Source organism: Rhodoplanes sp. P11, from assembly GCF_964266735.1.
Classification (GTDB): domain Bacteria; phylum Pseudomonadota; class Alphaproteobacteria; order Rhizobiales; family Xanthobacteraceae; genus Rhodoplanes; species Rhodoplanes serenus.
Window position 1 is genome coordinate 1343289 of sequence record NZ_CAXWGY010000001.1, and the last position, 14782, is coordinate 1358070.

Annotated in this window: 11 protein-coding genes and 1 other RNA gene; 5 read left to right on the forward strand and 7 right to left on the reverse strand. The window is 71.4% G+C overall.

Annotated features, from left to right (window positions below; genetic code table 11):
- Nucleotides 1–3927: an AsmA family protein gene (locus tag ACFQUV_RS05920; protein WP_165364026.1), complete on the forward strand. Its 3927-nt coding sequence runs from the start codon at nt 1–3 to the stop codon at nt 3925–3927.
- A gap of 156 nt (nt 3928–4083) precedes the next feature.
- Here the strand turns inward: ACFQUV_RS05920 and ACFQUV_RS05925 are convergent, their stop codons facing one another.
- The 5 genes from ACFQUV_RS05925 to ssrA form a co-directional block, all read right to left on the reverse strand.
- Nucleotides 4084–4371, reverse strand: a complete 288-nt coding sequence (locus tag ACFQUV_RS05925; protein ID WP_111388690.1) for a ribbon-helix-helix domain-containing protein — start codon at nt 4369–4371, stop codon at nt 4084–4086.
- Complete coding sequence (locus ACFQUV_RS05930; protein WP_111388691.1) at nt 4368–4556, reverse strand: DUF4169 family protein; 189 nt, start codon at nt 4554–4556, stop codon at nt 4368–4370. Before ACFQUV_RS05930 ends, ACFQUV_RS05925 begins: the two co-directional genes overlap by 4 nt.
- Before the next feature lie 196 nt (nt 4557–4752).
- The gene (gene fumC, locus ACFQUV_RS05935) at nt 4753–6144 is read right to left on the reverse strand and encodes a class II fumarate hydratase (RefSeq protein WP_129609894.1); all 1392 of its coding nucleotides are present in this window, start codon (nt 6142–6144) and stop codon (nt 4753–4755) included.
- An 81-nt stretch (nt 6145–6225) separates the two neighbouring features.
- Nucleotides 6226–6825: an SspB family protein gene (locus ACFQUV_RS05940; RefSeq protein WP_129609892.1), complete on the reverse strand. Its 600-nt coding sequence runs from the start codon at nt 6823–6825 to the stop codon at nt 6226–6228.
- Nucleotides 6826–7143: 318 nt separating this feature from the next.
- Nucleotides 7144–7514, reverse strand: a transfer-messenger RNA (tmRNA) gene (ssrA, locus tag ACFQUV_RS05945).
- A gap of 682 nt (nt 7515–8196) precedes the next feature.
- Here ssrA and ACFQUV_RS05950 point away from each other — a divergent pair.
- The 3 genes from ACFQUV_RS05950 to ACFQUV_RS05960 all read left to right on the forward strand — a co-directional run bounded on the left by ACFQUV_RS05950 (nt 8197) and on the right by ACFQUV_RS05960 (nt 11890).
- A complete protein-coding gene (locus ACFQUV_RS05950) occupies nt 8197–8877 on the forward strand; it encodes a tripartite tricarboxylate transporter TctB family protein (RefSeq protein WP_244601640.1) in 681 nt (226 codons plus the stop codon).
- A 37-nt stretch (nt 8878–8914) separates the two neighbouring features.
- Nucleotides 8915–10420: a tripartite tricarboxylate transporter permease gene (locus ACFQUV_RS05955; RefSeq protein ID WP_129609890.1), complete on the forward strand. Its 1506-nt coding sequence runs from the start codon at nt 8915–8917 to the stop codon at nt 10418–10420.
- A 477-nt stretch (nt 10421–10897) separates the two neighbouring features.
- Nucleotides 10898–11890, forward strand: a complete 993-nt coding sequence (locus ACFQUV_RS05960) for a tripartite tricarboxylate transporter substrate-binding protein (protein ID WP_111388146.1) — start codon at nt 10898–10900, stop codon at nt 11888–11890.
- 62 nt (nt 11891–11952) lie between these two features.
- On the opposite strand, the gene ACFQUV_RS05965 is transcribed toward ACFQUV_RS05960, so the two are convergent.
- Nucleotides 11953–12249 (reverse strand): hypothetical protein, encoded by a 297-nt coding sequence (locus ACFQUV_RS05965; protein ID WP_129609888.1) that lies wholly within the window; start codon nt 12247–12249, stop codon nt 11953–11955.
- A gap of 313 nt (nt 12250–12562) precedes the next feature.
- Between ACFQUV_RS05965 and ACFQUV_RS05970 the strand changes: the two genes are divergently transcribed.
- Complete coding sequence (locus ACFQUV_RS05970; protein WP_129609887.1) at nt 12563–13357, forward strand: thymidylate synthase; 795 nt, start codon at nt 12563–12565, stop codon at nt 13355–13357.
- Nucleotides 13358–13375: 18 nt separating this feature from the next.
- On the opposite strand, the gene ACFQUV_RS05975 is transcribed toward ACFQUV_RS05970, so the two are convergent.
- On the reverse strand, nt 13376–14566 hold the full coding sequence (locus ACFQUV_RS05975; protein ID WP_165364024.1) for an acyltransferase: 1191 nt from the start codon (nt 14564–14566) through the stop codon (nt 13376–13378).
- Nucleotides 14567–14782: the final 216 nt, after the last annotated feature.

A 14782-nucleotide genomic window follows, 5' to 3' on the forward strand; every position in this document is an offset into this window, starting at 1 on the left:
GTGCAGACCACCCTTCTCGGCCTCGCCTTGGCGATGATCCTGGCGCTGCTCGCGGCGCTGGTCGGGCCGCATTTCGTCGACTGGGACGGCTGGCGCGAGACCTTCGAGACGGAGGCGAGCCGTGCCGTCGGGGCGCCGGTGTCGATCGGCGGGCCGATCGCGGTGCGCGTGCTGCCGACGCCGTCGCTCGATCTCGGCGGTGTCTCGGTCGCGGCGGGCGGCACCCGCGTGAGCGCCCGCGCCCTGCGGGTGGAGCTGGCGCTAGCGCCGCTGATGCGGGGCGAGTGGCGGGTCGCCGAGCTGGCGCTCGATGCGCCGCAGCTCGCCCTCGCTCTCGATCCGGGCGGCCGCCTGGCGGCCCCGTCGCTGCCGGCCGGCTTCGACCCCGAGCGGCTGTCCATCGACCGGCTGGTGATCGAGCACGGCCGCGCCGTGCTGGCCGATCCGGCGAGCGGCGGCAGCCTCACCCTCGACAACCTCACCTTCAAGGGCGACCTGCGCTCCCTCGCCGGGCCGCTGCGGGGCGAGGGCGCCTTCGTGACCGGCGGCACCCTGTATGGCGTACGCCTGGCGACCGGCCGGCCCGGCCCCGACGGCGCCGTGCGCCTGCGCTTCGGGCTCGATCCTCTCGACCGGCCGCTAACCGTCGAGGCCGACGGGGTGCTGCGGCTCGACACGCCCGGCCCGCGCTGGGAGGGCGGCGTGACGCTCGCGCGGCCGGCGGCGGCGAGCCGCGGCGTCCGCGCTGGTGCCGCCCCGTCCGGGCCGCATGAGTTAGACTTGCGCGAACTGGATCTGCGTGAGCCTTGGCGCCTCACCGGGCGGCTCGATGCCACCCCGGCGCGGCTGTCGCTCACCCAGGGCGAGCTTCAGTACGGTCCGGAGGAGCGCGCCCTGCGCCTCGCCGGCACCGCCGACCTGGTGCTCGGCCGCTTCCCGCGGCTCGACCTCGCCGTCTCGGGCCGCCAGCTCGACCTCGACCGCGTGATCCCGGGCACCGCGACGCTGCATGCGGCGGCCGCCGGCCCGGCCGGTGGGGCGCGGCCGCTGGTCGTGGTGCCCGAGGCGATGCGGCGCCTTCTGGCCACGCTGCGGCCGCCGCTGCCGACGACGGCGCGGCTCGACATCGAGGCGCTCACGGCAGCCGGCAGCACCCTCCAGGGGCTGCGGGGCACGGTGGCGACGACGCCCGACGGCGGCCTCCGCCTCACCGACATCGAGGCGCGCCTGCCGGGGCTGACCCAGGTCCGTCTCGGCGGCACCCTGGCGGCGGGGGCCGATCTCGCCTTCACGGGCCCGGTGACGATCGAGTCGTCCGACCCGTGGGGCCTTGCCGCCTGGATCGAGGGGGGCCGCGCCGATCCGGCCCGTCCCGCCGTGGGGCCGCTGCGGGCCAGCGGCGAGGTGACGGCCGATCGCGACCGCGTCGCCATCGAGCGGCTCGCCGCCACGGTGGACCGCAAGTCGATCGAAGGGCGCGTCGCCTACACCCGGCCGGCGGACGGCCGTCCGGCCCGGATCGACGCCGCCCTGACGGCGGCTGAGATCGATCTCGAAGGCACCACGGCGCTGCTGCGCGGCGTCCTCGGCGGCAGCCTCGCCGACTGGCCGCGCGAGGCGGGTCTGTCGCTGTCGGCCGGCAAGGCTGCGTGGGGCGCCATCGAGGCGAGCCGCGTCGACGCCCGGCTCGGCTTCGACGCCGGCGGCCTGACGGTGGAGCGGCTGACGGTCGGCGATCTGCGCGGCGCCACCCTGGAGGCGTCCGGCCGCATCGACACCACCGCGCTCGCCCCGGCGGGCAGCGCCCTCCAGGGCGTGGCGCCGCGCGGCGCCGTCACCCTGCTGGTCAAGGCACCGCGGGCCGACATGCTGGTGGCGCTGGCCACCGAGATCGCGCCGCGCTCCGCCGACGAGCTGCGCCGCACCGTCACCGGGCTCGGTCCGACCGAGCTGCGCGCCAAGCTGGAGGTGGAGCCGACCATCGATCCGGTCGCCGATCCGGCCGCCCCGTCCGCGACGCGGGCGCAGGCGCGGCTGGCGCTCGACGGCCGCGTCGGCGCCATGCGGCTCGCCGCCACCGTGACCGCCACCGGCGATCCGGCGGCCCCCGCCGCCGCGCGGCTGCGCTTCGACGGCACCGTGGAGGCCAAGGAGGGAGCGGCGCTCGCCGCCCTCACCGGGCTCGACCGGCTCGCCGCCATCGACCGGAGGCCCGCCACCCTGACGCTGACCGGCGGTGGCCGGCTCGACGGCGACATTAACGCCAAGCTGGAGATCGCCGCCGGCGGCCTCCAGGTGTCGGCCACCGGCACCGGCCGCCGCGACGGCGACCGCACCGCGGGGCGCGCCGACCTCTCGCTCACCGCCGCCGACCTGCGGGCTCTCGCGCTTCCCGGTGCGCCGCCGCTGCCGGCGACGCTGCGCACCCGGTTGAGCCTCGACGACACCACGGTCCGCCTCGACGATGTCGCCGGCCGGGTCGCCGGCGCCACCGTCACCGGCCATCTTGGATTGACGCGGGCGGCGCCGCGCACCGTGTCGGGCCGCATCGAGGCGTCCGAGGTGGATGCGGCACCGCTCGTCGCGCTGCTCTCCGGTGCCGCGGCGCGCCGGCCGCCGCCCGCCGCCGGGCGCGAGGGATCGGCGCGTGAGGGATCGGCGTGGTCGAGCGAGCCGTTCGGCCGGCCCGCATTCGCGGATCTGCACGGGCGGGTCGAGATCGCGGCGGCCCGGGCGACGCTGTGGCCCGGTCTGGTCGCCCGCGACGTGGAGACCGTGCTGCGGCTCGACGGCACCTCGCTCGCCGTCGAGGGCCTGGGCGGCACGCTCGCGGGCGGTGCGCTGTCGGCGGACGCGACCCTGAGGACGGTGCCGACCGGGCTCGCCGCGCAGGCCCGCCTCGCCCTCGTCGACGCCGATCTGGCGCTGCTTCTGCCCGGCACCGGCAAGGCGCCGCCGGCCGAGGGACGGGTGTCGCTGTCGTCGGAGATCGAGGGAGCGGGGCTCAGCCCCGCCGCGCTGGTCGGGGCGCTCGCCGGCAGCGGAGCGGTGCGGGTCGAGCGGGCGCAGGTTGTCGGGATCGACCCCAAGGCGATCGACGCCGGCATCCGGGCGGTGGAGCGCGGCCTCCCCCTGGAGCGGCTGGCCGGCTATGTGGGCTCGGCCCTGGAGGCGGGGCGGCTCGCGGTGCCGAGCGCCGCCGGAGCGCTCGCCATCGTGGACGGACGGGTTCGGCTCGGCCCCATGGAGGCGACGGTCGACGGCGCCGCGGTGGCGCTGACCGCCGGGCTCGATCTCGGCGCGGACGCGCTCGATGCCCGCGTGACGCTGACGGCGCCGCCCCGCGACGACGGCCCCGGCGGCCGCCGGCCGGAGCTGGGCGTGGCGCTGCGCGGGCCGCCCTCGGCGCCCAAGCGCACCGTCGACACGACCGCCCTGGTGACCTGGGTGACGCTGCGCAGTGTCGAGCAGGAGGCCAAGCGGGTCGAGGCCGCCGAGAAGGAAGCGAAGCGGCGCGAGGCTGCGGCCGCCGCGGCCGCGGCGGAGCGGGCGGCCGAGCGGCTTCGGCTGGAGCAGGAGCGGCAGGCGCGCGAACAGGTCGCCCGGGAGCAGAGGGAGCAGGCCACACGCGAGCAGGCGGCCCGGGAGCGCGCCGCCCGCGAGGCGGCGGCGCGTCCCACCATCGATCCCGCGGTCACCGGAACCGCGGAGCCGTCCGCGCCGGCGCCGGCGCCGGTCTTGCCGCCCGCCATCGAGGTGCGACCTGGTCCCGTGGTGCGATCGCCGCCGGCGACGCGCCCCGCCGGAGCCGCTGCGCCCTCCGGTGCTGCGCCGGCGGCGCCCGGTCAGCCTCGCGAGGCGCAGCAGCAGCCGTCCTCGGTGCCGTCGCCGGTCCGCTCACTGCTTCAGATGTTCAATCTGCAATAGGGTGATGCGAGATCCGGCTGATCCATTCGGCGGTCATTCCGCGGATCGGAGCCTGGTCGAATCGAAGCTGGATGAGCGGGCACCGCCGGGCCTGCGGCAGTCGGTCGCGGCGCCGCGCGCGGCGGCGCCGCCCGATTGGTCGTGCGTCGGGCCCGTTCAGCTCGCCCGCAGGGCCGATTGGGGCGACCGTTCCGTCGCCTCCGGGCCGGACGAGGACGAGGCCGGAGCGCCGCCGGTGCGATAGTGCTCCAGCACGAACAGCCGGATCGCCGACGACAGGTTGCCGTGCCGGCGCTCGGAATCGATGGTCGACACGAGATCCGACAGGGTGACGTGGCGCGCCGCCGCGATTTCCTTGAGCGCTTTCCAGAACGCATCTTCGAGGCTGACGCTCGTCTTGTGTCCGGCGATCACGATCGAGCGTTTCACGACTGGGGACTTCATTCACCCTCTCCCGTCTCGAGCCGATGCTGGTCGAGTGCGCGCTCCGACAGCTCTTTCCGGGCCGCGATCAGCGTTCGTTCCGCCTTCGGCGTCCCATGAAGAACACGGTTGTGGGCCGCGCGTTCCGCGGCGGCATCACGTTCCGCGCGTTTTCGGGCCCTTCGCAGGTTGACGATTTCGGCCATGACGGTCTCCTTCGGGGGTAAGTCGGCCGATCGGGACGGGGAGCGCTGGATTCGGCGTCCAGGCTCGGCGCCAAGCCCGGCGTCAGATCCGGGTACCCGGTCCGGCGTCGGCCGATCGGCAGGAGAGACGGCGCGCCGCGCGAGAGACTCGCGATGGTGCCACCGTCCGTACTGGGCTCAGGAAATGCCGGATTAGTCAATCCGGGTGTGTCATCCTCCTCGGCACGACGAGACGATCGAACTCGTCGGCGGTGACGTGGCCGAGGCGGATCGCCTCCTCGCGCAGCGTGGTTCCGGCCGCGTGCGCCGCCTTGGCGATCGCCGCCGCCTTGTCGTAGCCGATCGCCGGCGCGAGCGCCGTCACCAGCATCAGCGAGCGGTCCGTCAGCGCAGCGATGCGCGCCTCGTCGGCGCGGATTCCCACGACGCAGTGGTCGGTGAACGAGCGCGCCGCGTCGGCCAGCAGCCGCACCGACTGGAGCAGCGCGAGGGCGATCACCGGCTTGTACACGTTCAGCTCGAAATGGCCCTGGCTCGCCGCCGTGGTGACGGTGGTCTGGTTGCCGAAGACCTGGCAGCACACCATGGTGAGCGCCTCGCTCTGGGTCGGGTTCACCTTGCCGGGCATGATCGAGGAGCCCGGCTCGTTCTCCGGCAGCGCGATCTCACCGAGGCCGGAGCGCGGCCCCGAGGCGAGCAGGCGGATGTCGTTGGCGATCTTGAACAGCGCCGTCGCGGCGGCCGCGAGGGCGCCATGGGCGAAGACGATGGCGTCATGCGCGGCCAGCGCCTCGAACTTGTTGGTGGCGGTCGTGAAGGGGTGGCCGGTGAGGGCCGCCATGCCGGCCGCGAAGCGCTCGGCGAAGCCGGCCGGTGCGTTGAGCCCGGTGCCGACCGCGGTGCCGCCCTGGGCCAGGGGGTAGAGCTCCTTCATCGCCATGTCGATGCGGGCGATCGACGATCCGACCTGGGCCGCATAGCCGGAAAACTCCTGGCCCAGCGTCAGCGGCACCGCGTCCTGGAGATGGGTGCGGCCGATCTTGACGATGTCGGCGAAGGCGGTGGCCTTGTCGGCGAGCGCCTGGTGCAGATGGGCGAGGGCGGGCCGCAGCCGCCCGGCGATCTCCTCGACGGCGGCGATGTGGATGGCGGTCGGCAGGCAGTCGTTGGACGACTGGCTGCGGTTGACGTGATCGTTGGGATGCACCGGCGCCTTGGCGCCGAGCGGTGCGCCCAGCAGCTCGTTCGCCCGGTTGGCGATCACCTCGTTGACGTTCATGTTGGTCTGGGTGCCGGAGCCGGTCTGCCAGACCACCAGCGGGAAGTGATCGTCGAAGCGCCCGGCCACGACCTCGTCGGCGGCCGCCACGATGGCGGCGACGAGGCGCGGCTCGATCAGCCCGAGCCCGCCATTGACCTCGGCGGCCACCCGCTTGATGCGCGCGAGGGCGCGGATCAGCGGCAGCGGCATCCGCTCGTCGCCGATGCGGAAGTTGCGCCGGGATCGCTCGGTCTGGGCGCCCCAATAGCGGTCGGCCTCGACCGCGATGGGGCCGAAGGTATCCGTTTCGCTGCGGGTCGGGGGCATGTCTGGGTCCTTCGGCCGGGGCCTCGGCCCCGGGCCTTGCGCGGGCCGTGCCGGACCAGGGGGTCCGGGACGGCGGCGCAGCTATTTCTTCCGGAAGCGGTCGAGCCGGACGACCTCGCCACCGCCGGCCGGCTTGTCGGGCGGCGGCTCGCTCTCGGCGGTCGGATTGGCCGGAATCGGCAGCGGCTCGGCGGCGGGCGGCGGGCGGTCGTGAACCGCCGCCGGACGCGACGGGGCACCCGGCTTGCCGGGACCGTTGCCGATGCTCTTCGGTGCGTGCGTCGCGGCTGCGGCATCGTCCGCCGGTGCCTCGCCGACCAGATCCGACTGCACGGCGAATTCGAGACCGAACTGCACCGAGGGATCGAAGAAGCCCTTGATGGCGTCGTGCGGCACCACCAGCCGCTCGGGGATGCCGTTGAACGACAGGCCGACCTCGAAGCCCTCGTCGGTGACGGTCAGGTCCCAGAACTGATGTTGGAGCACGATCGTCATCTCGGCCGGGTACTGGGCCAGCAGGCGCGGCGACAGCTTCACGCCCGGGGCGCGCGTATCGAAATTGATGAAGAAGTGATGGTCGCCCGGCAGGCCCTTGGCGGCCGCGTCGGCCAGCACGGTCCGTACCACGCCCCGCAACGCGGTCTGGGTGAGGATGTCGTAGCGGATGTAGTCGGTCGGCATGGGGGCCTCGGAACGGCGCACGATTCGACCGCAATCGTAGGCGCTGCCCGATGCGAACACCACCCCGCGTCGCCATTCGGGCTACGCCCAGTTCGGCGGCCGCACCGTTGCACAACGCGCGTTGCACGACGCGACGGTGGCCGCGCTCATACGAGCCGGCGCTCGCACCAGTCGACGCTCGGACCAGCCGGGCGCTCGCAACGCGCGCGAGCCGGCGCTCGATCCCAACGCCGGGGCGGCATCGGCACACGATGGCCGGCCGTCTAACCTCAGTCGGACAACCGGGCAAGGCATCGCCGCTGCGCGGTCCCGAAAACGAGTGGAGGCTTCTGTTGCCAGGTGCCTCCGAACCCCGCCTGCCGGTGCTACCCGTCAGGACTTGAGAGTCGGTTTTTCAAACCGCTTACGCGGCCTGAGCAACCGGAGCATAGTTGTCGTTGGCAACTATTGCAGTGGCCCGATAACGGCGGAACCATGCCGGGCAAAAGCGCGTCCTTTACGCCCTCGTCGATCCTATTTCGCCCCCGCCGGAGCCCAGCCGCGAGACGCTGACGCGCCATGTCTGGGCTCGGGTGGAGGCGCCGGGTACCGCCCCCGGGTCCGAAAGGTTTATTACGACGGCCATTTATCGCCATAGCCGGCAAGCCGGCAGAGCCAATATAGGAGCAACCGGCGCGTCGCGGAAGGGGCTGTCGGTGTCGCGGCGGAAGCGTTGGTCACCGGCGCAGTCGGCATCGCGGACTCCACCAGAGATGGCATCCCTCGCACGGCGCATCATCGATCGATCTCGCCTAACGATACGAGCCGGCGATCTCGTCGGCGATCGCCGCGGGACTCCGAATCGAATGCTCCGCGCGCGCGTCGTCTTCTCACAGGCGGGCAGACGATCGACGCCGCGACGGCGACGCACGTCCTCACATCGACGAGTGCGCGGTCCGAGGATGCGACGGGCGGTTGCGCATCGTCGCGCCACCGCCCCGCGGCCGAACGTGATCATTCGCGTGCTGCATTGCCGAAGAGCCTGCATGCGGGGCCGCCTGCCCAGCCATGCGGCCGACGCGCTCGCCGGGCTCTCCGCCACTCTGTCGCAGGCGCAGCCGGTTGCGACGGCGTTGCCCGCGGAGGTACCGGAAGCCGCTCTGCCAGTAGAGTGCGGCGCACACGGGAGCGCCGTTTCAACGACCCGGACAGGCGAGCGTGGTCCAGCATCGTCGATCGCGCGCTCGGCACTCGCGCAGCAGCAATTCACAAAGCAGCCATCGTGTGCTTCCTGCGCGCTGCGACCTTATGGTAGGGAGAACGTCGAAATTCCGGTCTTCGGCTCACGTCCGTGAGTGTCGGTTTCCAGCAGTACAAGGGAGGGGCATCTTGATGTCCGAGGGCGTACAGGCGTCGCAGGGCGCTCCCCAAGGCCGACGCACGGTCATGTCCGTGTTGGCGCCGACGATCATCGGCTTGCTCTCGATCGCGGGCTATTTCCGGGTCTTGCCGCCCGGCTCGACCATCGCCAACGTCCTGCTGGCCGCCGGCATCGCCCTCCTGGTTTTCGCGGCCGCGCTCCTGGCGTTGCGGTGGCCGGTGCGCGACCCGCGCGACTACTATGGCGGCCTCGTGCTGTTCGGCCTCGCGCTGTTCATGCTGTGGGCGGGGAGCGACCTTCCGGGCATGCGGGGCTTTGCGTTCGGTCCCGGCACCGGACCCCGAATCTTCGCGTCCGTGCTGGCCGCCCTCAGCCTGATCGTGATGATCGTCGGCATGTTCTCCCAGGGGCCCGGGCTCGAACGCTACGCCTGGCGCGGGCCGCTGTTCATCACGCTCGGCACCCTTCTGTTCGCCGTCACCATCCGTCAGTTCGGGCTGATCATCGCGAGCTATCTCAGCATCGTGACCGTGGCGCTGGGCAGCTCCGAGATGCGCTGGGTCGAAACGCTGATCTGGGCGGCGGTGCTGACCGCGTTCTGCGTGCTCGTCTTCCCCATCGCACTCAGCTTGCCGCTACAGCTCTGGCCGTCGCCGACGCTGTCGTTCTCGACCTTCCTGAACTTCCGCTGAGAGCGCGCGCGCTCCCCCGACCGAGAGTATCCCAGTCATGACGGATCTGCTCGCGAATCTCGCACTCGGCTTCGGCGTGGCGTTCTCGCCCGCCAATCTCGGCTTCTGCATGCTCGGCACGCTGGTCGGCACGCTGATCGGCGTGCTGCCCGGTGTCGGCCCTCTCGCCACCATCGCGATGCTGCTGCCGATCACCTTCGGGTTGCCGCCGGTCGGCGCCCTGATCATGCTGGCCGGCATCTACTACGGCTCGCAATATGGCGGCTCGACCACCTCGATCCTGGTCAACATTCCGGGCGAGGCGGCCTCGGTGGTGACCACGCTCGACGGCCACCAGATGGCGCTCCAGGGCCGCGCCGGCCCGGCGCTTGCCATCGCGGCGATCGGCTCGTTCTTTGCCGGCTGCGTCGCCACCGTGCTGGTGGCGGCGCTCGGCGCGCCGCTCACCTCGGTGGCGCTGCTGTTCGGCCCGGCCGAGTACTTCTCGCTGATGGTGCTCGGCCTGATCTTCGCGGTGGTGCTCGCCAAGGGCTCCGTCGTCAAGGCGCTGACCATGATCCTGCTCGGCCTGATGCTGTCGATGATCGGATCGGACATCGAAACAGGTCAGTCGCGCATGTCGTTCGACATCCCCGAGATGGCGGACGGCATCGGCTTCGTCACCGTCGCCATGGGCGTGTTCGGCTTCGCCGAGATCATGCGCAACCTGGAGCACACCTCGTCGCGCGACGTCGTCAAGGCCAAGCTCACCGGCCTGATGCCGACCTGGGCCGACCTCAAGGCGTGCGCCCCGGCGATCGGCCGCGGCACGCTGCTCGGCTCCATCCTCGGCATCCTGCCGGGCGGCGGTGCGGTGATCGCGGCGTTCGCGGCTTACACGTTCGAGAAGAAGGTGGCCAAGGACCCGTCGCGCTTCGGGCGCGGCGCCATCGAGGGCGTGGCGGCGCCGGAGAGCGCCAACAATGCGGCGGCGCAGACCTCGTTCATCCCGCTCCTGACCCTCGGCATCCCGCCGAACGCCGTGATGGCCCTGATGGTCGGCGCCATGACGATCCACGGCATCGTCCCCGGCCCGCAGGTGATGACCAAGCAGCCCGAACTGTTCTGGGGCATGATCGCCTCCATGTGGCTCGGCAATGCCATGCTGGTGGTCATCAACCTGCCGCTGGTGGGGGTTTGGGTGCGGCTTCTGCGGGTGCCGTACCGGCTGCTCTATCCGGCCATCATGATCTTCTGCTGCATCGGCGTGTACTCGATCAACAACTCGCCGTTCGACGTGCTGATCACCGCGACCTTCGGCTTGGTCGGCTACTGGCTCGCCAAGCACGACTTCGAGCCGGCCCCGATGCTGCTCGGCTTCGTGCTCGGCCCGCTGATGGAGGAGAACCTCCGCCGCGCCATGCTGATCGCCCGCGGCGATCCGACCACCTTCCTGACCCGGCCGATCTCGGCCGGCCTGCTCGCCCTGGCGACCCTGCTCCTGGTCATCGCTCTCTTGCCGATGATCCGCAGCAAGCGCGAGCAGGTGTTCGTCGAGGAGTGACGTCGCCGGATCGATCCGGATCGCATCGAAGCGCCGCGGCTTGCCGCGGCGCTTTTTTCGTAGCCGAGGCGATCCGGGTCCACTGGCACCTAGAGCGGTATCCGATCCACCTGGATCGGCCCCGCTCGACGGCGAACCGGGTCCCACTTCTCCGGACGATGCTCTAGCCGCAGGTCGCCGTGACCGCGAGGAGGTATCAAGGTGGTGCAGAAGCGCCACCGCCGGGGGCTGGCGTCTGCACGCGAAACGCGACGAGGGAGCGGGCTTCTCCGGCCTGCGACAGCCTGCCGCATGGGCTGCGGCGCCTACGAGTCTCTACCTAGAGAACCCAGACGGCTGTCACGGCCGCATCATTTCCCGACCGCACTGCATCTCGCGCCTTGCCCCGCATCGCCGCACGCTCTGGCGGTCGATGCTACCTTGCTCTCGAATTCGTTGCTACGCTTCGTCCAGAGGAACGCAACAAGGAGTCAATCAATGTCCGTTCGTACCCGGATCACGACCCTGCTCGCGGCGGGCTGCCTGCTCGCGGTGGCCGGCCCGGCCGTCGCGCAAGCCCCCAATGGCTACCCGGTCCGCCCCATCACCATGATCGTGCCGTTCGCGGCGGGCGGGCCGACCGACGTCGTGGCCCGCATCGTCGGCGATCACATGTCGAAGACGCTCGGCCAGCAGATCATCGTCGAGAACGTGGTCGGCGCCGGCGGCACCACCGGGGCGACGCGGGCGAAGCGCGCCGCCAACGACGGCTACACCATCGTGATGGGCCACATGGGCACCCACGCGGCGGCCGTGCCGCTCTATCCGAACCTCGCCTATGATCCGGCGGCCGACTTCGAGCCGGTCGGCCTGGCGGCCGGCACGCCGATCCTGATCCTGGCCAAGAAGGACTATCCGGCCAAGGACCTGTCCGCGTTCACCGCGCATGTGAAGCAGAACGCCGGAACGCTCAACATGGCGCATGCCGGCGTCGGCTCGGTGTCCTACACCACCTGCCTGCTGCTCAACTCGATCCTCGACGTGAAGCCGACGGCGGTGCCCTATAACGGCACCGGCCCGGCCATGAACGCGCTGGTCGGCGGCCAGGTCGACTACATGTGCGACCAGATCGTCAACGTGGTGTCGCAGGTGCAGGGCGGCTCCATCAAGGCGTATGCGATCGCCACCGCCAACCGCAACCCGGCGCTGCCGGACGTGCCGACCACCAAGGAAGCCGGCCTGCCGGAGTACTCGGTGTCGGCCTGGAACGCCGTGTTCGCCCCCAAGGGCACGCCGCAGCCGATCGTCGACAAGCTCACCGCCGCGCTCGACAAGGCGCTGGACGACGAGACCACCCGCAAGCGTCTCCTCGATCTCGGCAGCGACCTGCCGGAGGGTGATCGCCGCGGCCAGAAGGCGCTTGCCGCCCTCGTGAAGAGCGAGGTCGAGCGCTGGAGCAAGGTGATCAAGACGGCCGGCCCGGGCAACTGAGCCCGTCGCGAGCGGCTCGATCCTGACGTCGTGCGGAAGGCCGGTCCCCAAAGGGCCGGCCTTCAGCGTTGCCAGAGCAGGTACGACAGCAGCCACAGCCCGTCGATCGGCGTCGCCGCCCCGATCAGCAGCATGAACAGCAGGCTCGCCACCAGATAGGCGAGCCACCACGGCCGGTAGGGCGTCCGCAGGCCGGCGACGGCGAGCACGAGATTGCCGGCGAAGATCGTGTAGCCCAGCACGGCGTCGACATCCTCCGGCAGGCGGCCGGCGACCCGCAGCTCGACGAGGACGATCGACAGGACGCCGAGCGCCGCCGCGAGGACGACCGACAGCCGATACTGTGGGGCGCGGTCCACCGGCGGACGTTCCGTCGGCGTGCGTTCCATTGGCGTGCGTCCCGTCGGTGAGCGGCCGGTGGGTGCGGGTCCCGTCGCTCGCATGATGTGGGTCCTCCGCTGCACGGGCGCCTCGGTCGGCTGCACCCCGCGGCGACGGGCTCGTGCTGGTTGGAGCAGCCGCGGTCTCGCCCCATCCTTATCCGGTTCGCGATTGCGGCGCGCGGGCCGCAACGTCATCCACAGCCGTAGTTTCGCGGATGGAAGGCCGGCGTTACTGTGCGGGCTCTCCGAGTCGCCGGCCACCGGCCGCGCACGTCAATCGGCCCCGAGCATGCGGCAATACCTCGATCTCCTCGACCGAATCCTCGCCGAAGGCGTGGAGAAGCGCGACCGTACCGGCACCGGCACCCTGTCGGTGTTCGGCCATCAGATGCGTTTCGATCTCGCCGCCGGCTTCCCGCTCGTCACCACCAAGAAGTTGCATCTGAAGTCGATCGTCCACGAGTTGTTGTGGTTCCTGGCCGGCGACACCAACGTGGCGTACCTGAACCAGCACGGCGTCACCATCTGGGACGAATGGGCCGATCCGAACGGCGACCTCGGCCCGGTCTACGGCGCGCAATGGCGCTCGTGGGCGGCGCCCGACGGCGGTACCATCGACCAGATCGTCCAGGCGCTCGACCTGATCCGCCGCGATCCCGAGTCCCGCCGCATCGTCGTCACCGCCTGGAACCCCGCCGATCTGCCGAAAATGGCGCTCGCCCCCTGCCACTGCCTGTTCCAGTTCTATGTCGCGGACGGCCGGCTGTCCTGCCAGCTCTACCAGCGCTCCGCCGACGTGTTCCTCGGCGTCCCGTTCAACATCGCCTCCTATGCGCTGCTCACCTGCATGGTGGCGCAGGTGACCGGGCTGAAGCCGGGCCACTTCGTGCACACCTTCGGGGATGCTCACCTCTACCTGAATCACCTGGAGCAGGCCCGGCTCCAGCTCTCGCGCACGCCACGGCCGCTGCCACGGCTGCGGCTCGATCCGGCGGTGACCGATCTGTTCGCCTTCCGGTTCGAGCACATCGCGGTCGAAGGCTACGACCCCCACCCGGCCATCAAGGCCCCCATCGCGGTGTGACGGCCGCGGCGGCGAGGCTCAGTCCACATAGGATGGCGGCGGTGCGTTGCGCGGGCCGAAACGGTCCTTCAGGCGCAGCAGCGGCGCCTCGATGACGTGATACGAGATCACGGCGGTGCCGACCACCACGGCGAGTGCCACCCCGACCTGGGCGAGCGATGCGCCACTGGTGGCCATCTGGTAGGGCGCCAGCCCGAGCAGGAACAGCAGCAGATAGTGATAGAGATAGAGGCCGTAGGAGATCCGGCCGACATAGCGCAGCGGCGCCGTCGCCAGCACCGCCCGCGCGGCCCGCGCGAGCCGGTCGCCCGCCGTCACCAGCAGCGACACGGCCCCGGCGCTGATCAGCGCGTAGCCGAGCAGCGCAATGGTCCAGTACCAACCGCCCGGCGAGATGAGCCCGACCGCCCGGGCGGTGTGGTCGAGCCCGAGCAGGAAGACGCCGCCGAGCAGCATCGCGTAAGGCTGCCAGGCCGGCATCGGGGCCGCGGTGATCTCGCGATAGGCGAGGGCGGCGCCGAGCGACAGCGACATCATCCGCGTCGCGCTCGCCATGTAGATCAGGTTGCCGGCGATGGCGCTCTCGACCGTGAGGGCGATCAGGAGCGCGGCGGCCATCGCGGCGGCCGGGATCACGATCCCGCACATTCGGCGGCCGCGAGCGATCGGCACCAGCATCACCAGCGCGGGCCAGACCAGGTAGAACTGCTCCTCCACGGCCAGCGACCAGGCGTGCTCCATGGCGTTCGGGGTCGGGTGGAACGGGTGATAGTAGTTGACCGTGTAGGTCAGCAGGCTCGCCAGAGCCGATCCGTCGAACGGGAAGGTGAGGGCATAGAGCGCCACACAGAGGTAGTAGATCGGGAAGATGCGCAAAGCGCGACGGATGTAGAAGACGCGCAGCGATACCGTCCCGGTCCGCTCGCGCTCGTCGAGCAGGATGCGGGTGATCAGGAAGCCGCTGAGCACGAAGAAGAGGTCGACCCCGAGATAGCCGGCCCGCATGGTCTGGCCCAGGGACCAGACCGCCTTGCCCAGCGCCGAGTCGGCGACGAACGGGAAGTGGACCCAGAACACCAGCAGGACCGCGATGGCGCGCAGCCCGTCGAGCGCCGGCAAGTGGGCGAGGGGGCGCCGCGGGCGCGACGGACAGGGTGCCGGCACTGTCTCGAACCGGGACACCGGGGGACTTGCGACACGGATGGTCATGCCGTCGACGCGCTCCATCGGGGCCCGATGTGCCCGGGCTGCCCCGGAACGGGGCATTGCCTTGTCGTGACGGCTTAGCATGCAAAGCACGCACCACCGATACCGCCCGGGTCACCGGGCCTGCGAGCTGGAGCGGAATTCGATCCAACTGGATCGAGGCCCGCTCCGGAAGTCCTTGCCTGAACGCCTTTTCGACGGCGAACCGGCCTCCACTTC